This is a genomic window from Streptomyces cucumeris, from assembly GCF_024295805.1.
Classification (GTDB): Bacteria; Actinomycetota; Actinomycetes; order Streptomycetales; family Streptomycetaceae; genus Streptomyces; species Streptomyces cucumeris.
On sequence record NZ_JANCLX010000005.1, the window covers coordinates 106,934 to 125,603 of the forward strand.

The following is an 18,670-nucleotide window of genomic DNA, read 5'->3' on the forward strand; positions in this document are numbered from 1 at the left end:
CGGCTACTGCGGGGGTGGCGGAGGGACCGTGATTACTCCCCCGGGAGTACGCGCCCGGGGCCCGGCGGGGGTCAGGTCCGGGGTCAGAAGGGCGCGCGGGTGGCGGCCAGCAGCCGGGCGGTGTCCTCGGGGCCGATCATCAGCGCACGTCCCACGGTCTCCAGGACGGCGCGCTCGGCCGGCCGGTAGGGCCCGTCGGCGACGGCGATCCGGGCGCCCTGGAGCAGGATGGCCTCGCGGCCGGTGGGTGCCAGATGGGGCGCCAGGGGCTCTAGGGCCTCGTGGAGCTCGATGGCCAGCGCGGTGCCGCACGGGTCCAGACCGTCGCGCTCCCCGGTGCCACAGGCGCCGGGGAGACGGCCGGTGTCGGCGGCGAGGGCCTCGATCAGCGCGAGGAGCTGCTCCTCGCTGCAGTCGGCGAACCCGGCCGCGCGGACCGCGCCGACCGCGACCTGGCGGACCGCGGCCGCGTCGGTGCCGCCCGCGGCGAGCACCGCGAGCGCCACCGTGTGCACGGCGTCGCGCAGCATCGCGGAGAAGCGGGTGGTGGTGGGGTGGTCCAGCGTCTCGGTGCCGAACCGTCCGCAACAGGCGGCGCACTCGACGACAGGGGCGACCGGACCGCGGGGCAGCAGCGGCATACCGAGCACCACGATGCGGCGGCGGCCGGTGCGGCGGCGGTAGTTGCGGTCGCCTCCGCAGTCGGGGCAGAAGAACTCACCGTCGCCGACGGTCCGCCACAGAGTGCGTACGCCTACCACACACAGGTCCCGGTCTCGTCGGGCACGCGCGTGCACCACGTCACACCTCCATAACGCTTCGGCCACTCTGCCGCGTTGACGTGATGCTAGCCACATCAATGATGTGACGTCAGTACCCCGAACGGAGACAACAGGCCAAACCCGGGGCCCCGCCCACCTCACGCGGTGGACGGGGCCCATGTGGGTGACGGGTCAACCGGCCCTTGCCGAAGGGCCGGTCGGCCCTGGCGGCGAATCCTCCACAGGAGGTCAGCGGCCCGCCCGGTTGACCGCCGAGACGACCGCCTTGAGGGAGGCGCGCACGATGTTGGCGTCGATCCCCACGCCCCACAGCACCTTTCCGTCGATCGCGCATTCGATGTAGGCGGCGGCCTGTGCGGTCGCGCCCTCGCTCAGGGTGTGCTCGGAGTAGTCCAGCAGCCTGACGTCCACGTCGATCGCGGCCAAGGCCTCGAAGAAAGCGGCCAGCGGACCGTTGCCGGAGCCGTTCAGCACCACCTCGGTGCCGTCCACGACGGCCTCCACGGTCAGTGCGTCGGTGCCCTCGGTGGTGGTGGAGGTCTGCGCCGAGCGCAGCGAGATCCGGCCCCACTGGTTGTCGTCCGTGGGCAGGTACTCGTCCTGGAAGACCGACCAGATCTGGGCCGGGGTGACCTCGCCGCCCTCGGCATCGGTCTTGGCCTGAATCGTCCTGGAGAACTCGATCTGCATCCGCCGCGGCAGATCCAGGTTGTGGTCGTTCTTCAGGACATAGGCGATGCCGCCCTTGCCGGACTGGGAGTTCACCCGGATGACGGCCTCGTAGGAGCGCCCGACGTCCTTGGGGTCGATGGGCAGGTACGGGACCGCCCACTCGACGTCGTCGACGCTCTTGCCCTCTTCGGCGGCGCGCGTCTCCATCGCCTCGAACCCCTTCTTGATGGCGTCCTGGTGGGAGCCGGAGAAGGCGGTGTAGACCAGATCGCCCGCGTAGGGGTGGCGCGGGTGGATCTCCATCTGGTTGCAGTACTCGGTGGTACGACGGATCTCGTCGATCTGCGAGAAGTCGATCTGCGGGTCGACGCCCTGGGAGAACAGGTTCATGCCCAGCGTCACCAGGTCGACGTTGCCGGTGCGCTCGCCCTGCCCGAACAGACAGCCCTCGATCCGGTCGGCGCCCGCCATGATCGCCAGCTCGGCGGCGGCGACGGCGGTACCGCGGTCGTTGTGCGGGTGCACCGACAGACAGATGTGCTCGCGCCGCGACAGGTGGCGCGACATCCACTCGAAGCGGTCGGCGTGGGTGGAGGGGGTGGAGCGCTCGACGGTGGCGGGCAGATTCAGGATGATCTCGCGCCCCTCCTCGGGCTGCCAGACGTCCATCACGCCCTCGCAGACCTCCAGCGCGAAGTCCAGCTCGGTGTCGGTGAAGATCTCCGGGCTGTACTGGTAGCCGAAGGCCGTCCGGTCGTCCAGGATCTTCTCGGCGTACTCCACCACCAGCCGGGTGCCGTCCACCGCGATCTGCTTGACCTGGTCACGGCTGCCGCGGAAGACCACCCGGCGGAAGACCGGGGCGGTCGCGTTGTACAGGTGCACGGTGGCCCGGTGGGCGCCGCGCAGCGACTCCACGGTGCGCTCGATCAGCTCCTCGCGCGCCTGGGTCAGGACGGAGATCGTCACATCCTCGGGGATCGCGTCCTCTTCGATGATCGACCGTACGAAGTCGAAATCGGTCTGGCCGGAGGAGGGGAAGCCGACCTCGATCTCCTTGTAGCCCATGCGTACCAGCAGGTCGAACATCTCGCGCTTGCGGGCCGGGGACATCGGGTCGATCAGCGCCTGGTTGCCGTCCCGCAGATCGGTGGACAGCCAGCGCGGGGCGACGGTGATGCGGTTGTCCGGCCAGGTGCGGTCGGGGATGTCCACGGCCTCGTAGCGGCCGTAGCGGTGGATCGGCATCCCGGAGGGGCGCTGGGTGACGGTCGCGGCGGTGATCGGCGTGGGGCGACCGACGGAATGGCCGGGCGTATCGGAGTGAGTCATGACGCGTAGGGCTCCTCGTGAGTCCGCTGGACGAAGGTCCACTGGGCGGCCGACGGGGCGTAATCACCGCAACACCGAACTCCGCGGGGAGGGGGTCGGCCTACGACTACAGGCCCTCGCCGCGGCAGCTAAGAAGAAGCAGCCCGAAACGCATGATGGGAAGCAGCCTAACCGAGACCCGGCGGACGGGCGGAGCCGTATCACTATGCGGGACGGGGCATCCACCGCCGCGGTCCGCCGGGAATTACGGATCTACCACTCGATTTCATCAATCATGACCGCAAGGAGTGACAACCCCACAGCGCAGTGCCACATTGCCAGGCATGGACGCCTACACGAACTCCCGCAGGGTCTTCTGCACGATCGTGCCCCCGCACGTCCTCGACAAGCTCTCCCACCACGACGATCCGCTGGTGGCCGGACCCGCCCGGCGCACCCTGGAACGGGACGCCCTGGAGCGCACCCGGCGCCGGATCACCACCGTCCGCGGTGTCACCGCCACCCTGGAGGGGGCCCCGTCCAGCAAGCCGCGGCGCACCATCTACGACGCGGAGCACGAGACGCGGCTGCCGGGGAAGAAGATGCGCGAGGAGGGCGGGACGGCCAGCGGCGACGAGTCGGTCAACCGCGCGTACAACGGCCTGGGCGCCACCTTCGAGCTGTTCCTCAACGCGTACGGCAGGCGCTCCATCGATGACTCCGGCCTCCCGCTGAACGCCAGCGTCCACTACAGCGAGGACTACAACAACGCCTTCTGGGACGGCGAGCAGATGGTCTTCGGCGACGGGGACGGCGAGGTCTTCCTCGACTTCACCATCCCGGTCGACGTGATGGCCCACGAGCTCACCCACGGCGTCACCCAGTACACCGCCAACCTGGAGTACTTCGGCCAGTCCGGCGCGCTCAACGAGTCCATGTCCGATGTCTTCGGCTCACTGGTCAAGCAGCACGTCCTCGGCCAGACCGCCGGGGAGGCCGACTGGCTGATCGGCAAGGGGCTGCTCGCGGAGCGGGTCACCGGGGTGGCGCTGCGCTCGATGAAGGCCCCGGGCACCGCGTACGACGACGACGTCCTCGGCAAGGACCCGCAGCCCGGCACGATGGACGACTTCGTGCACACCTCACGGGACAACGGCGGGGTGCACATCAACTCCGGCATCCCCAACCACGCCTTCTACCTCGCCGCCACGGCCCTCGGCGGCAATGCCTGGGAGCGTGCCGGACAGATCTGGTACGACGTGCTCACCGGCGGCGATCTCGCCTCCGACGCCCAGTTCACCGACTTCGCCCAGCTCACGGTGGCCGCCGCGCAGTCCCGCTACGGCGAGGGCGAGGAGCACACGGCGGTGCTGGAGGCGTGGGCCGGGGTCGGCATCACGGATCTGGGGGCGCGGGGCGAGCGCTAGGGCCCGCACTCGGGTAGTGATGGACCCATGCGTATCTCCGTCATCCGCACCGGCGGGTTCGCCGGTATCGAGCGCCGGGCCGAGCTGGACACCTCAGAGCGGCCCGACGCGACGCATCTGGCCGCCCTGGCCCACCAAGCCGTCGAGAAGGGCGCCGCGGCCGCCGGCCGCGGCGTCCCCGACGGCTTCCACTACGAGATCACCATCGACGGCCGCACCGTCCATGTCGCGGACCCGCATCTGAGCGACGCCCAGCGCGAGCTGGTCCGCACGGTGCTCAAGGAGGGGGCGTAGTCCGGCCGGCGGGGAGGGTCCGGCTCAGAACCCCAGCCGGCGGAGCTGCTTCGGATCGCGCTGCCAGTCCTTGGCGACCTTGACGTGCAGATCGAGGAAGACCGGCGTACCGAGCAGCGCCTCGATGTGCTTGCGGGACTTGGTTCCGACGTCCTTCAGGCGTCGTCCCTTGGGGCCGATCACGATCCCCTTCTGGCTGGGACGCTCGATGAAGAGGTTGGCGTGGATGTCGAGCAGGGGCTTGTCCGCCGGACGGCCCTCGCGCGGCAGCATCTCCTCCACGACCACCGCGATGGAGTGCGGCAGCTCGTCCCGCACGCCCTCCAGCGCCGCCTCGCGGATCAGCTCGGCCACCATGATCTGCTCGGGCTCGTCGGTGAGATCGCCCTCGGGGTAGAGCGCCGGGCCCTCGGGCAGCAGCGGCACCAGCAGATCGGCCAGCAGGCCCACCTGACCGGCACCGCGCGCGTCCGCTCCCTTCTCCGCGTCCACCGCCGAGACCGGGATGATCTCCGCCCATTCGATGCCCAGCTCGGTGCCGAGCCGGTCGACGGCCAGGAGCTGCTGGGCGAGCTGCTCGGGCTCGACCAGGTCGGTCTTGGTGACGATCGCGACCTTGGGGGTCTTCTTGATCCCGGCCAGCTCGGTGGCGATGAAGCGGTCGCCGGGGCCCAGCTTCTGGTCGGCGGGCAGACAGAAGCCGATCACGTCCACCTCGGCCCAGGTGGTCCGCACGACGTCGTTGAGCCGCTCACCGAGCAGGGTGCGCGGCTTGTGGAGACCGGGGGTGTCGACGAGCACGAGCTGCGCGTCGGGCCGGTGCACGATGCCGCGCACGGTGTGCCGGGTGGTCTGCGGACGGTTGGAGGTGATCGCGACCTTCGTCCCCACCAGAGCGTTGGTGAGGGTCGACTTGCCGGCGTTGGGACGGCCGACGAAACAGGCGAAGCCCGAGCGGTGCGGGGTCTCCGCCGGCTCGGACGGGGACGGAGAGGTACGGACACTCATGGCGCCCATTCTCCCCGATGCCCCGGCCCGCTCGAACCAGCCCGCCGGACCGGCCGGTCCGGCGAACGCGGAGGAGCCACGGCGGCGGCCCCGCCGTCAGGCCGGGAAGGTGCCGCGCACGGTGCCGTCCGGGCCCGCCAGCAGAACCGGCGTACCGGCTCCGCCCAGGTCACGTACGGCCGCGCGGTCCTCGTCGGAGGCGGTTTCGGCCTCGGTCACCACGGCCGCGGCCTCCAGGGACTTCGCACCGCTGGCGACGGCCATCGCGACAGCGGTCCGCAGCGCGCTCAGCCGGAGGGAGTCCAGGGCGACGGTACCGGCGACATAGGTACGGCCCGTCTCGTCGCGCACGGCGGCGCCCTCGGCCACCCCGTTGCGGGCCCGCGCCGAGCGGGCCAGCGTGACGATCTTGCGGTCTTCCGGGTCCAGCTGCGCTGCTTCGCTCATGCGGATGAGCATATGCGGGCGGTCCGGGCGGGCCGGGCGGCGGTCCGGGGTCAGCCCGTGACCGAGTACATCCCGCCGCGCCGCCCCTCCGGGGAGATCAGCCACTCCAGCTTCGCCGTGGTCTCCTCGACGGTCTGCGCGCCCGCCCCCGCCCCGGTGCCCTCGATCGGCATCGGATGGTGCATCACGATCGTCAGGTCGGGACGGGCCGGGACCCGTAGCTGGGTGGACTCGAAACGGAGCGCGCCCACCAGCGGATGGTGCAGCTCCTTGTACATCTGACCGCCGGCCTGGACGTCCCGGCGCTCCCACAGCTCGGTGAACTCCGCGCTCAGCTCCGCCAGTTCGCGCACAATCTCGCCGAAGCCCTCGTCGTCCGGGTGGTCGGAGAGGGAGGCACGGAACTGAGCGACGACCCAGGGCGCGTTCTCCTCCCAGCTCTGGGCACGGGCCCGGTAGACCGGGTCGGTGAAGAAGGTGATCAGGCAGTTCTGCGGCATGTCCGGACGGAAGCCCAGCACCATCGAGGCGCCGTCGTTGTAGGCGATCACGTTCCAGTAGCGGTCCATGATGTGCGCCGGGAACGGCATCCAGGCGTCGATCAGCCGCTGGAACCCCTCGCACAGATGGTCCGTGCCGTATTCGGAGGCGGGGACGGGCGGATTGAGCCCGGCCAGCACATAAAGGTGGCGGCGCTCGGGGTCGTTGAGCCGGAGCACCCGCGCCACCGCGTCCAGCACCTGCGGTGAGACGGTGATGTCCCGGCCCTGCTCCAGCCACTGGTACCAGGACGCGCCCACCCCGGCCAGGACCGCGACCTCCTCCCGGCGCAGCCCGGGCGTACGGCGGCGGCCGCCGTCCGGCAGGCCCGCGTCGGCCGGGCTGACCCGGGCCCGGCGGCTCATCAGGAAGTCCCGCAGCTCCTGGCGGCGATGCGACCTGCCGATGGCCCCCGTCCCCGTCGTCGTCTCCGCGGCTGCCGCCATACCGTCCCCCTCCGCACCGGTCCGTCACCACCAGCATGCTCGCACCGAGACTGGTGGTGCGGCCAACAGGATAAGTGCCCGCTCCCCACGTCCTCGCGGATCATTCGAACCTGTTGACCATGGCGATCGATTCCTCCTCCGTCCTCTCCGAACCGGCCGCCGGACGCGGTACCGCTCCCCCGGTCCCCGATCCGGCGCCCCCGCGGCTGACCGGCCGCGCCAAGCTGATCCTGATGGTGCTGTGCGCCGCCCAGTTCATGGTGGCGCTGGACTTCTCGATCCTGAACGTGGCCCTCCCGGTGCTCGGCCGGGATCTGGGCATGGGCCAGTCCGACCTCCAGTGGGCGGTCACCGCCTTCGCGCTGCCCTCCGGCGGGTTCCTGCTGTTCTTCGGCCGGGTGGCCGATCTGTACGGACGGCGCAAACTGTTCCTCACCGGGCTCGCGCTGTTCACGGTGGCGTCCCTGCTGGCCACGCTGGCCTGGAACCCGGCCGTCTTCCTCGCCGCACGGGCCGTCCAGGGACTGGGCGCGGCGCTCATCGTGCCCACCGGGATGTCGCTGCTCACCACCACCTTCGCCGAGGGCCCGCAGCGCGAACGCGCCCTGGGCCTCAGCGGCACCCTGATGTCGCTGGGCTTCACCATCGGCATGGTGCTGGGCGGCGGGATGACCGACGCCCTCGGCTGGCGCTCCACGATGGGGCTGCTCACCGTCGCGGGCCTGCTGGTGCTGGCCGCCGCCCCGGGGCTGCTGACGGAGTCGCGGCATCCGCGGCGGCCACGGCTGGACGTACCGGGCGCGGTGACCGTCACCGGCGGACTGCTCGGTGTCATCTACGCCCTCTCCACGGCCGCCGAGCGCGGCTTCGGCGGTGCCGACGTGATCGTGGCGCTGGCCGGGGGCGCCCTGCTGCTGGTGGCGTTCGTCGTCGTGGAGTCGCGGGCCAAGGAACCGCTGGTGTCGCTGCCGATGCTGCGCCGGCCCACCGTGGCCTGGGGCAATCTGGCCGGGCTGACCACCTTCGCCGCGATGAGCGCGGTCATCTTCCTGCTGACGCTCTATCTGCAGGAGGTGCTGGAGCTGTCCACGTTCGTCACCGGCCTGATCTTCGGTGTGCAGGGCGTCCTCTCGGCGGTCGCCGGGATGGTCGCGCCCAAGGTGATCGGCCGGTTCGGCGCCCGTCGCACCCTGGTCGGTTCGATGCTGATCCAGGCGGTGCTGACGGCCCTGATGGTGGGCTTGGGCGAACACGCCACCACCGGCGCCTGGCTGGCCATGACCGCGGTGAGCCTCGCCAGCGTGGCCCATCTGTGGGTGATCGTCTCCTATGGCGTGATCGCCACCTCCGGGCTGCCGGACCATGAACAGGGCCTGGCCACCGGGCTGGTGACCAGTTCCCAGCAGATCGGGCTCACCGTGGGCATCCCGCTGCTCAGCGCCCTCGCCTCGGCCCGTATCGCCACGCTGCGCGACGGCGGCACGGGCTTCGCGGCCGCGACCCTGGACGGTGTGCGGCTGGGCATCGGCGTCGACGCGGCGGTGGTCGCACTGATCGCGCTGGCGGCCGCTTTCGGGCTGCGCGGACGCCGTGCCCGCGGCTGACGGCGCGCGCACCGCAGCTGCGCCGGGCCGCTGGACGCGGTCCGGCGCAGCTGTGGGTGGGTCAGGGTGCGCCCTGGGCGGGGTGATGTGCCCTCCCCCGGGGGCCTGTGAGCGGGGCCGCCCGGGGGAGGGTCCGCGCCGTCCTCAGGGGAGGACCGGCGACGGCTGGAACGTCAGCGTGGCGGTGGCCGACGACGGGCTGAGTCCGGGCGCTCCCGCGAACGAGGCGGTGTAGGACGAGGCCGAGAGCACGGTCGGCGGCACGGTCACATTGGTAAGCGTCGCGACACCGCTGGCGTTGGTGACCGCACTGCCCAGATTGATCGGGCCGAAGGCGGAGTTGGCCACGAAGGTGACGGTCCGCCCCGGCAGGGGGTTGTTGGCATTGTCCTTGAGCGTGGCGCTCAGGGTCGGGATGATCAGCGTTCCGTTGATCCGCAGCCGGATCAACGCGGGGGTCGCCGTCATGGTGGTGGACGCGGCGGACACGTTCTGGACGAGCGTGGCGGATGACGAGCTGTAGCAGGTGTCGCCGCCATAGGTGGCCACGACCGTGTGCGGGCCGCTGGTGAGCGCATTGGTGCTCACGGTGGCCACTCCGGAGGCGTTGAGCGTGCCCGTGAGGGTGGGCCCACCGCTGATCACGAACGTCACCGTGCCGGTCGGGGTGCCCGTCCCCGGAGCCACCGGGGCCACCGTCGCGGTGAAGGTCACCGTCTGGCCGAGGCCGGACGGGTTGGGCGAGGAGGTGAGCGTGGTGGTGGTCGGCGTCGAGTTGACGGTGGCCGTGCCACTGGCCGTCGACCCCGCCACCCCGGTGCTGCCGCCGTAGGTCGCCGTCACCGCGTGCGGGCCCACGCCGAGGCCGGTGGCCGTGACGCACGCCTGGCCACTGGCGTTGAGCGTGCCGGTCAGCGTCGGACCGCCCGCGACGGTGAAGACCACCGTGCCGGTCGGGGTGCAGGTGCCGGGCGCCGTGGTGGTCACCTGGGCGCACAGGTTGACCGACTGGCTGCACACCGACGGGTTGGGCGTGATGGTCAACGCGGTCGTGGAGGCGGCCTGGTTGACGGTGAGCGAACCGGTGGCCGTCGAGCCCGCGACCCCTCCGTTGCCCGCGTAACCGGCGGTCACGGTGTGCGGGCCGACCGGGATGGCGGTGGTGGTCACACACGCCTGGCCACTGGCGTCGAGCGTGCCCGTGAGGGTGGGACCGCCGGAGACGGTGAAGGTCACGGTCCCGCTCGGGACACAGGTCCCCGGCGCCACCACGGTCACCTGGGCGCACAGGGTCACCGACTGGCCGCACACGGACGGATCGGGGCTCACCGTCAGCGCCGTGGTGGAGGCCGCCTGGTTCACATTGACCGTCGCGGTACCGGAGGAGCCGGTGATGTCCGTGGAACCCGCGTACGTCGCCGTCACCGTGTGGCTCCCCGCGGGCACGGCGGTGGTGGTCACACACGCCATACCGGTCGCGTCCAGCGTGCCGGTCAGCGTCGGACCGCCCGAGATCACGAAGGTCACGGTCCCGGTCGGCACACAGGTACTCGGCGCGCCGACCGTCACCTGGGCGCAGATCGTCACCGCCTCACCACAGGACGACGGGTTGGGCGTGACCGTCACCGCGGTCGTCGAACTGCCCTGCCCCACCCCGACCGCTCCGGTGGCCGTGGAGCCCGCGACACCGGTGTCACCGGCGTAGGTGGCGGTGACGGCATGGGTGCCGACGGGGATGGCGGTGGTGGTCACACACGCCATACCGGTCGCGTCCAGCGTGGCGGTCAGCGTCGGACCGCCCGAGATCACGAAGGTCACGTCGCCGGTCGGCACACAGGTCCCGGGCGCCGCCACGGTCACCTGGGCGCACAGGGTCACGGCCTGGCCGCACACCGACGGATCGGGGTTGACGTCCAGGGTCGTGGTGGACGTCGCCTGGTTGACCGTCAGGCTCGTGGTGCCGGTGGAGCCCTGGACGTCGGCGTTGCCCGCGTAGGTGGCGGTCACGGTGTGCGTACCGACGGGGACGGCGGTGGTGGTCACACACGCCATACCCGTGGCGTCCAGCGTGGCGATCAGCGTCGGACCACCGGAGATCACGAAGGTCACGGTCCCGGTCGGCACACAGGTGCTCGGGGCGCCGACCGTCACCTGGGCGCAGATCGTCACCGCCTCACCACAGGACGACGGGTTGGGCGTGACCGTCACCGCGGTTGTCGAGGTGCCCTGGTCCACGGTGACCGACGTGGTGCCGGTGGAGCCCTGGACGTCGGCGTTGCCCACATAGGTGGCGGTCACGGTGTGGCTGCCCGCCCCCAGGGCGGTGGTGGTCACACACGCCATACCGGTGGCGTCCAGCGTGCCGGTCAGCGTCGGACCGCCCGAGACCACGAAGATCACATCACCGGTCGCCACACAGGTGCTCGGCGCACCGACCGTCACCTGGGCGCAGATCGTCACCGCCTCACCACAGGACGCCGGGTTCGGCGACGCCGTCACCGTGGTGGTCGACGTGCCCTGGTCCACCGTGACGGTGCCCGTCGTGCTGGAGCCCGCGACGCCTTCGTCGCCCGAGTAGGTGACCGTCACCGTGTCGGTGCCGACGGGGAGTTCATCCGTCGTGACGCAGGCCATACCGGTGGCGTCGACCGGCGCGGTGAGCGTCGGCCCGCCGGTGACCGAGAAGGTCACCGAGCCCGTCGGGGTACAGGTGCCGGGCTCCTCGACCGTCACCTGGGCGCACATCGTCACCGCCGCGCCGCAGACCGAGGGGTCCGGCGTCGCGGTGAAGGCGACCGCGGACGTGGCCTGGTTGACGGTGAGCGGCACCAGGGCGGAGTTGGAGGGGGAGAAGCCCGGGTCGCCGCTGTAGAAGGCGGCGACGAGGTGGGCGCCCACCTCCAGGCCGGGGACGGTGACCGACGCCTGTCCTGCGGCATCCAGGGGCTGGACCAGCGCCGGGCCGTCGTCGCTGACGATGAAGGTGACCGAACCGGTGGGGACGGCGCCCGGGGGCACGGTGGCCACCGTGGCGCTCAGCGTCACGTCCTGCCCGCACACCGCGGGGTTCGGCGACACGGTGAGGGTGGTGGTCGTCACCGCCGCGTTGACCTGCTGGATGTTGGTACCGGTCGAGGGGTCGAGATTGGCGTCACCGCTGTAGGTGGCGGTGACCGTGTGGGGCCCCACACTCAGGGAGCTGGTGGTGAACGACGCCTGACCGGCCCCGTCGACGGGGACGGTCACGGGAGCGCCGGCGTCCACGGTGAAGTCGACGGTACCGGTCGGTGTGAACGTCCCGGGTGGTACGGAGGCGACGGTCGCGGTGAAGGTGACGGTCTGGCCGAAGACCGAGGGGTTCGGCGTGGACGTCACCGCAGTGGTCGAGGCAGCCATGAGAGTGGCCCTTTCCCGTTGCGGTAAGGAATGGGCCGCACGGCCCCCGCGAGGTGTTTCCGCGGAGGCCGTGGCCATCTGTACGGGGGTGCCCATACGGCCGACCGTCTACGTCAAGTAGACAAGCCGGCCGTCCCCCGACAGAGGTATGGGCGACCCATCAGTCGGTATCTGCAAGTAAGCAGGGGTCTAGGCCAGATGGACCAGGGTGCGGGGGCCCTTTCCACCCGGATGGCGCAGCGCGGCCCCGCGCGCCCCATTGCGCGGGCGTAGCGGGGTGCCACGGCGTGGGTACGGCCGCGCCGAGGCGGCCGGGGGGCGCGTGGATGTGCGCATACGAGCGTGGGTGCGACGCACAACACCGCGCCGCGGCCCGCCCGGTGGGGGCGGACCGCGGCGCGGTGAGGACCGTATGTGGTGCCGGCTGCGGGGTCAGGACTCCGGTTCGGCGGCGGCGGTCTCCCGGACCGGTTCGACCAGCACCGTGACGATGCGGTTGCGGCGCCCGGCCGGGGACTCGGCCGTCAGCCGCAGGGCCTTCAGCGCCGGGTCCGTACCGCCCTCGGGGATGTCGACCTCGGCCGTGGCTCCCGCGATCGGCACCCGGCCCAGGGCCTTGGCGAGCAGTCCGCCGACCGTCTCGACGTCCTCGTCCTCCAGATCCGTGCCGTACAGCTCGCCCAGATCGCCGAGGTCGAGCCGCGCGGTGACCCGGTGGGTGCCGTCGCCCAGGTCCTCCACGGGCGGCAGCTCCCGGTCGTACTCGTCGGTGATCTCACCGACGATCTCCTCGAGGATGTCCTCGATGGTCACGATCCCGGCCGTGCCGCCGTACTCGTCGATGGCGACGGCCACATGATTGCGGTCCTGCTGCATCTCGCGCAGCAGATCGCCCGCGTTCTTGGTGTCCGGTACGAAGGCGGCGGGCCGCATCGCGGTGGAGACCAGCTCGGACTCGGCCTCGCGGTTGATATGCGTCTTGCGGACCAGGTCCTTGAGGTAGACGATCCCGACGATGTCGTCCTCGTTCTCCCCGGTGACCGGGATCCGGGAGAAGCCGGAGCGCAGCGCCAGGGTGAGCGCCTGCCGGATGGTCTTGTAGCGCTCGATGGCGACCAGGTCGGTGCGCGGCACCATCACCTCGCGCACCAGGGTGTCGCCGAGTTCGAAGACGGAGTGGACCATACGCCGCTCCTCGTCCTCGATCAGCGACTCCTGCTCGGCGAGGTCGACCAGGGCGCGCAGCTCGGCCTCGGAGGCGAACGGGCCCTTGCGGAACCCCTTTCCGGGCGTGAGCGCGTTGCCGAGGAGGATCAGCAGCGGCGGGATCGGGCCCATCACCCGGGCCAGCGGGATCAGGACGTAGGCGGCCGCGGTCGAGGTGTTCAGCGGGTGCTGGGCACCGATGGTGCGCGGTGAGACGCCGACGGCGACGTACGACACCAGGACCATGACGCCGATGGCGACCGTCAGCGCCTTCCAGGTCTCGGGGAACTCCTGCAGACAGGCGTAGGTGACCACCGCGCCCGCCGCCACCTCACAGGCCACCCGGACCAGCAGTGCGACATTGAGGTAGCGGGTGGGGTCCTCGGCGACATGCATCAGCTTGGCGCTGCCCCGCCGCCCGGTGCGCACGGCCTCCTCGGCGCGGAACCGGGTGGTGCGCGCCAGACCCGCCTCGGCGCACGCCGCCAGCCAGGCGACCACCACCAGCAGGACGGCCGCCGCGATGAGCTGCCCGCTCATCGGGTCGTGGGAGCCGGGGAGGGACCGGTCAGACCGTACTCGGCGCGCCAGCCGTCGATGATCGCGGCCTGGAGGCCGAACATCTCGGCCCGCTCGTCCGGCTCCTCGTGGTCGTAGCCGAGGAGGTGGAGGACACCGTGGACGGTGAGGAGCTGGAGCTCCTCGTCCATGGAGTGTCCGGTCGGCGCCTCCTCGCCCTGCTTCCGGGCCACTTCGGGGCAGAGCACGATGTCACCGAGGAGGCCCTGCGGGGCCTCCTCGTCGTCCTTCACGGGCGGCCGCAGCTCGTCCATCGGGAAGGACATCACATCGGTCGGACCCGGCAGGTCCATCCACTGGATGTGGAGCTGCTCCATGGCGTCGGCGTCGACGACGATCACCGAGAGCTCGGAGAGCGGGTGGATGCGCATCCGGGCCAGGGCGTAGCGGGCGACGTCCAGCACCGCCCGCTCGTCGATGTCCGTGCCGGATTCGTTGTTGACGTCGATCGCCATGGGGCTTCTTGATTACTTTCCGTTGCGGCTGTCGTACTGGTCGTACGCATCGACGATACGGCCGACCAGCTTGTGCCGGACCACATCGGTACTGGTGAGCATGGAGAAGTGGACGTCGTCGACGCCGTCCAGGATCTCCCGCACCTGACGCAGACCGCTCTTGGTCCCGCCGGGCAGGTCGATCTGGGTGATGTCACCCGTGATCACGATCTTGGAGTCGAAGCCGAGCCGGGTCAGGAACATCTTCATCTGCTCGGGGTTCGTGTTCTGCGCCTCGTCGAGGATGATGAACGCGTCGTTGAGCGTCCGGCCGCGCATATACGCCAGCGGTGCGACCTCGATCGTGCCCGCGGCCATCAGACGGGGGATGGAATCGGGGTCGAGCATGTCGTGCAGCGCGTCGTACAGCGGCCGCAGATAGGGATCGATCTTCTCGTAGAGCGTGCCGGGCAGGAACCCGAGCCGCTCCCCCGCCTCGACGGCGGGACGGGTCAGGATGATCCGGGTGACCTGCTTGGACTGGAGCGCCTGGACCGCCTTGGCCATCGCCAGATAGGTCTTGCCGGTGCCCGCGGGGCCGATACCGAAGACGACCGTGTGCTTGTCGATGGCGTCGACATAGCGCTTCTGGTTGAGCGTCTTGGGACGGATGGTGCGGCCGCGGTTGGAGAGGATGTTCTGGGTGAGCACCTCGGCGGGCGTCTCCTCCGCCTCGCCCTCCCCGTTCTCCGCCGCGCGCAGCATGGAGATCGAGCGCTCCACCGCATCCTCCGTCATCGGTTGACCGGTGCGGAGCACCAGCATCATCTCGTCGAACAGGCGCTGGACGAGGGCGACTTCCTTCGGATCCCCCGTCGCGCTGACTTCATTGCCCCGCACGTGGATATCGGTCGCCGGGAACGCATTCTCGATCACACGCAGCAGCGAATCCCCGGATCCCAGGACCATCACCATCGGGTGCTTGTTCGGGACCGTGAACTGCGCATGCGCCTGCCGTGCTGTGGTTGGTTGCGTCATGGGCCGGCTCTCGGGCCTGCTCCTACCTCCTGTGCAAGCGGTTCTCGCCGCGCGACAACCTCGGGATACCAGGGTACGACGGAGCACCGACAAGACCCGAGCGCTTTTACTCCGTACCCGTCCATCACACCACCCCCGGGGACCGGCGCCGCGGCCGGGCCCGGGGCGGTCACGCCTGGCGGAAGCCGATGGTGGGGACGGCCCGGCGCAGCGGCCAGGGGCGGGCGGCGCCCGGCAGTATCCGGTCCAGGAAGGCGTAACGGCGCAGCGGCTGCTCGTCGTAGGCACGGGTGTGCTGCCACCAGGCGGCGATCTCGACCCAGCCGGGCGCGGACAGCGAACCGCCGAACTCCTGGACGGAGAGCGCGGCGGTCAGCCCGGCGAAGGCGAGCCGGTCGGCCAGCGGCCAGTCGGCGAGGGTGCCGGTGACGAAGCCCGCCACGAACACGTCCCCGGCACCGGTCGGATCCAGCGCCTCCACGGTGATCGCGGGCACCTCGGCGGTCTCGCCGGTACGGCCGTCCACCGCGTACGCCCCCTCGGCGCCCAGGGTGACGACCGCGAGCGGTACGCGGTCGGCGAGCGCACGGGCGGCGGCGCGCGGGCAGTCGGTGCGGGTGTAGCTCATGGCCTCGGCCGCGTTCGGCAGGAACGCCTCGCAGTGCTCCAGATCGGCGAGGTCGGCCGGGTCCCAGCGGCCGGTGTCGTCCCAGCCGACGTCCGCGAAGACCCGGCTGCCCTTGCGCGCGGCCTCCGCCACCCACTCCTCGCGGCGCCCGGGGACGAGCGAGGCGATGGCGGCGCGGGCCGGGGGCGGGCAGCTCGGGGCCAGCTCCTCGGGCGGTGGTGCCTCATGGCCGTGGGAGACCATCGTGCGCTCGCCCTCGTAGGCCATCGAGACGGTCACCGGGGAGTGCCAGCCCGGGATGGTCCGGGACAGCTCCAGGTCGATCCCCTCACCGCGGTCGAGCGCGTCCCGGCAGTAGTCGCCGTAGTGGTCGTCGCCGAAGGCGGCCGCCAGTGAGGTGCGCAGTCCCAGCCGGGCCAGGGCGGTGGCCATGTTGGCGACGCCGCCGGGGCTGGACCCCATGCCGCGCGCCCAGGACTCGGTACCGCGGATCGGCGCGGAGTCCAGGCCGGTGAAGATGATGTCGAGGAAGACGGTGCCCGTCAGATAGACGTCGCAGGCCGGATCGCCGGGCCCGCGAACGGCCGCGAGCGGGTCGAGCAGGGGACGGCCCGCCGCGTGCTCGTCGCCGTCGTATGTCGTCACCGTGTGCTCCCAGGTCGAACCGGTCGTGATCGGCGCCCCCACGGCCGTGCCCCGCCGTGGGGAAGCGGGTGCCGCCAGTGTGCCCGAAACCGCCCCGCGGCGGGCGGCGCGCGGCCGGCGCCGGGGGCGGTCCGCAACGGCCCGCGCACCGCCCGGCGGCACGTGGCAGCGAGGCCGCACGCCGGGCCGGGGCGCGGGACCGCCCGGAACCACCGCACCCCCCACGCGCCGCCTCAGCGGCGTTTGGGCACGGCCACGGTCATCAGGTCCTGCGCCACCGTCAGCTCCCCCTCGAAACCCGCGGCGCGGGCCTGGCGTTCGAAGTCGGAGGGGTCCCCGTAACGCTGGGAGAAGTGGGTCAGGACGAGATGGCGGACACCCGCCCCGGCCGCCAGCCGGGCCGCCTGTCCGGCGGTGAGATGGCCGTACTCGACGGCCAGCGACTCGTCCTCGTCCAGGAAGGTGGACTCGATGACCAGCAGGTCGCACCCCTGCGCCAGGGCGTACGCGCCGTCGCACAGCCGGGTGTCCATGACGAAGGCGAAGCGCTGGCCGCGGCGGGCCTCGCTGACCTCCTCCAGGCTGATCGTGCGCCCGTCCCGCTCCAGCCCGCCGTTGCGCTGGAGGCGGCCGATGTCCGCGCCGCGGACGCCGAGCGCCGCGAGCCGCTCGGGCAGTATGCGGCGGCCGTCGGGCTCGACCAGCCGGTAGCCGTAGGACTCGACCGGATGCGAGAGCCGGGCGGTCTCCAGCGTGTAGGCGGGGGTCCGGGCGATCACCCCGCCCTCGCCCTCGACCGGTTGCTCGGCCAGCGGCACCGTCTCGCGGTACGCGGTGGCGTAGCGCAGCCGCTCGAAGAAGCGCTGTCCGCTCGCCGGGTAGTGGGCGGTCACCGGATGCGACACCTTGTCCAGGTTGATCCGCTGGATCACCCCGGAGAGCCCCAGCGCGTGGTCCCCGTGGAAGTGGGTGACACAGATCCGGTCGATGTCATGCGCGGCGACACCGGCCCGCAGCATCTGGCGCTGGGTGCCCTCGCCGGGGTCGAAGAGCAGTCCGTCGCCGTCCCACCGCAGCAGATAGCCGTTGTGGTTGCGGTGCCGGGTGGGGACCTGGCTGGCGGTGCCGAGGACGACCAGTTCGCGTGCGGACACCGGACTATCCCGGGGGCCAGTTGAGGCCGCGGCCACCCAGTACGTGGGCGTGCGCGTGGAAGACGGTCTGCCCGGCGCCGGAGCCGGTGTTGAACACCACGCGGAAACCGGTGCCGTCGATCTTCTCCTCGGCCGCCACCGCGCCCGCCTCGCGCAGCACATCGGCGGTGATCTGCGGTTCGGCCGTGGCGAGGGAGGCGGCGTCCGGGTAGTGCACCTTGGGGATCACCAGGACGTGGGTCGGCGCCTGGGGGTTGATGTCGCGGAAGGCGACCGTGGTGTCGGTCTCGCGGACCACGGTGGCCGGCACCTCCCCCGAGACAATCTTGCAGAACAGGCAGTCGGCCTGCGGTTCTCCCGCCACCGGTGGCTCCTCGTGGATCGTCGGCTGATACGGACCGGATGGTACCGGGACGCCCCGCCGACGGTGCGCGCGAATCCCCTGGGCCTGGCCGCCCCGCCCGTTTCCGCCCGCCCCCGGGCCGCCGCTACTTGCCCTGGGTGCCCTCGGTCGTCCGGTGGTCCAGGGGGTAGCTGCGGTGCGGTTCGGGGCGGCTGGTCTCACGGTCGTCGCCCCGGCCGGGGTCCCGGTCGTCGTCCCCGCCGTCGCACTCCCCGATCACCCGGGCCTCGAAGGCCCGGTGCCCGTCCACGGAGGCCGTCAAGTGCCCCCGGACGCAATGGTTCTTGCGCACGAAGGTGACCCTGCCGCTGACCTCGATCTTCTTATCGCTCGCGGTCTCACCGCGGCAGTCGACCGAGGCGTCGGTCCCGGTCCCCTCGTCCCGTTCGCGGTTGGCGTCGTCCGAGGCCGAAGCACCGGCCGTGCGGCCGCTCTTCAGATCCGCGTTGCAGGTCAGCCAGCGGACCTCGACCCCGCCCTTGTCCAGGGCGCGGGAGGCGACCTTGTCGGTGGTGACCGCGACGACGATCGCACTGACCCCGTTGTCCTCGGGGTCGCACCCGGTCACCGCGACGGCGGCCGCGACCGATACCGCGACGGCCAGGAGCGGACGACCGTACCGATGCCTTACATGGCTCAATACCCCCATAGGGGAC

16 protein-coding genes are annotated in these 18,670 nt (G+C 71.4%); 3 read left to right on the forward strand and 13 right to left on the reverse strand.

Annotated features, from left to right (window positions below; all coding sequences use genetic code 11):
• Positions 1–83: 83 nt before the first annotated feature.
• Both NMK44_RS09375 and leuA read right to left on the reverse strand, forming a co-directional pair.
• Positions 84–800 (reverse strand): TerB family tellurite resistance protein, encoded by a 717-nt coding sequence (locus tag NMK44_RS09375; protein WP_254740342.1) that lies wholly within the window; start codon positions 798–800, stop codon positions 84–86.
• 210 nt (positions 801–1,010) lie between these two features.
• Positions 1,011–2,786: a 2-isopropylmalate synthase gene (gene leuA, locus NMK44_RS09380; RefSeq protein WP_254740344.1), complete on the reverse strand. Its 1,776-nt coding sequence runs from the start codon at positions 2,784–2,786 to the stop codon at positions 1,011–1,013.
• Positions 2,787–3,109: 323 nt separating this feature from the next.
• Here leuA and NMK44_RS09385 point away from each other — a divergent pair, with 323 nt between their 5' ends.
• Together NMK44_RS09385 and NMK44_RS09390 are read left to right on the forward strand one after the other, a co-directional pair.
• Positions 3,110–4,192 carry a M4 family metallopeptidase gene (locus tag NMK44_RS09385; protein WP_254740346.1) on the forward strand — a complete coding sequence of 361 codons (1,083 nt, stop codon included), beginning with the start codon at positions 3,110–3,112 and terminating at the stop codon, positions 4,190–4,192.
• 27 nt (positions 4,193–4,219) lie between these two features.
• Positions 4,220–4,486 (forward strand): protealysin inhibitor emfourin, encoded by a 267-nt coding sequence (locus NMK44_RS09390; RefSeq protein ID WP_254740348.1) that lies wholly within the window; start codon positions 4,220–4,222, stop codon positions 4,484–4,486.
• A 24-nt stretch (positions 4,487–4,510) separates the two neighbouring features.
• Here NMK44_RS09390 and era read toward each other — a convergent pair whose 3' ends face one another.
• From era to NMK44_RS09405, 3 genes are all read right to left on the reverse strand, one after another.
• Positions 4,511–5,503 (reverse strand): GTPase Era, encoded by a 993-nt coding sequence (gene era, locus NMK44_RS09395; RefSeq protein ID WP_254740350.1) that lies wholly within the window; start codon positions 5,501–5,503, stop codon positions 4,511–4,513.
• Positions 5,504–5,590: 87 nt separating this feature from the next.
• Entirely contained in the window at positions 5,591–5,941 is a 351-nt protein-coding gene (locus tag NMK44_RS09400) for a cytidine deaminase-like protein (protein ID WP_254740352.1), read from the reverse strand.
• Between the two features lie 50 nt (positions 5,942–5,991).
• Positions 5,992–6,927, reverse strand: coding sequence for a helix-turn-helix transcriptional regulator (locus NMK44_RS09405; RefSeq protein ID WP_254740354.1), 936 nt, complete (start codon positions 6,925–6,927; stop codon positions 5,992–5,994).
• Between the two features lie 119 nt (positions 6,928–7,046).
• On the opposite strand from NMK44_RS09405, the gene NMK44_RS09410 reads away from it, so the two are divergent.
• Entirely contained in the window at positions 7,047–8,531 is a 1,485-nt protein-coding gene (locus NMK44_RS09410; protein ID WP_254740356.1) for an MFS transporter, read from the forward strand.
• Positions 8,532–8,675: 144 nt separating this feature from the next.
• Here the strand turns inward: NMK44_RS09410 and NMK44_RS09415 are convergent, their stop codons facing one another.
• From NMK44_RS09415 to NMK44_RS09450, 8 genes are all read right to left on the reverse strand, one after another.
• Positions 8,676–11,927: a beta strand repeat-containing protein gene (locus NMK44_RS09415; RefSeq protein WP_254740358.1), complete on the reverse strand. Its 3,252-nt coding sequence runs from the start codon at positions 11,925–11,927 to the stop codon at positions 8,676–8,678.
• Positions 11,928–12,359: 432 nt separating this feature from the next.
• Entirely contained in the window at positions 12,360–13,673 is a 1,314-nt protein-coding gene (locus tag NMK44_RS09420; protein ID WP_254740360.1) for a hemolysin family protein, read from the reverse strand.
• Positions 13,670–14,167 (reverse strand): rRNA maturation RNase YbeY, encoded by a 498-nt coding sequence (ybeY, locus tag NMK44_RS09425; RefSeq protein ID WP_254740362.1) that lies wholly within the window; start codon positions 14,165–14,167, stop codon positions 13,670–13,672. Before ybeY ends, NMK44_RS09420 begins: the two co-directional genes overlap by 4 nt.
• A gap of 12 nt (positions 14,168–14,179) precedes the next feature.
• Entirely contained in the window at positions 14,180–15,184 is a 1,005-nt protein-coding gene (locus tag NMK44_RS09430; protein WP_254740364.1) for a PhoH family protein, read from the reverse strand.
• Positions 15,185–15,353: 169 nt separating this feature from the next.
• A complete protein-coding gene (locus tag NMK44_RS09435) occupies positions 15,354–16,457 on the reverse strand; it encodes a PfkB family carbohydrate kinase (RefSeq protein ID WP_254740366.1) in 1,104 nt (367 codons plus the stop codon).
• A 233-nt stretch (positions 16,458–16,690) separates the two neighbouring features.
• On the reverse strand, positions 16,691–17,611 hold the full coding sequence (locus NMK44_RS09440; RefSeq protein WP_254740368.1) for a ribonuclease Z: 921 nt from the start codon (positions 17,609–17,611) through the stop codon (positions 16,691–16,693).
• 4 nt (positions 17,612–17,615) lie between these two features.
• The gene (locus tag NMK44_RS09445) at positions 17,616–17,975 is read right to left on the reverse strand and encodes a histidine triad nucleotide-binding protein (RefSeq protein WP_254740370.1); all 360 of its coding nucleotides are present in this window, start codon (positions 17,973–17,975) and stop codon (positions 17,616–17,618) included.
• A gap of 124 nt (positions 17,976–18,099) precedes the next feature.
• Positions 18,100–18,663 carry a hypothetical protein gene (locus NMK44_RS09450; protein WP_254740372.1) on the reverse strand — a complete coding sequence of 188 codons (564 nt, stop codon included), beginning with the start codon at positions 18,661–18,663 and terminating at the stop codon, positions 18,100–18,102.
• Between the last annotated feature and the right edge of the window lie 7 nt (positions 18,664–18,670).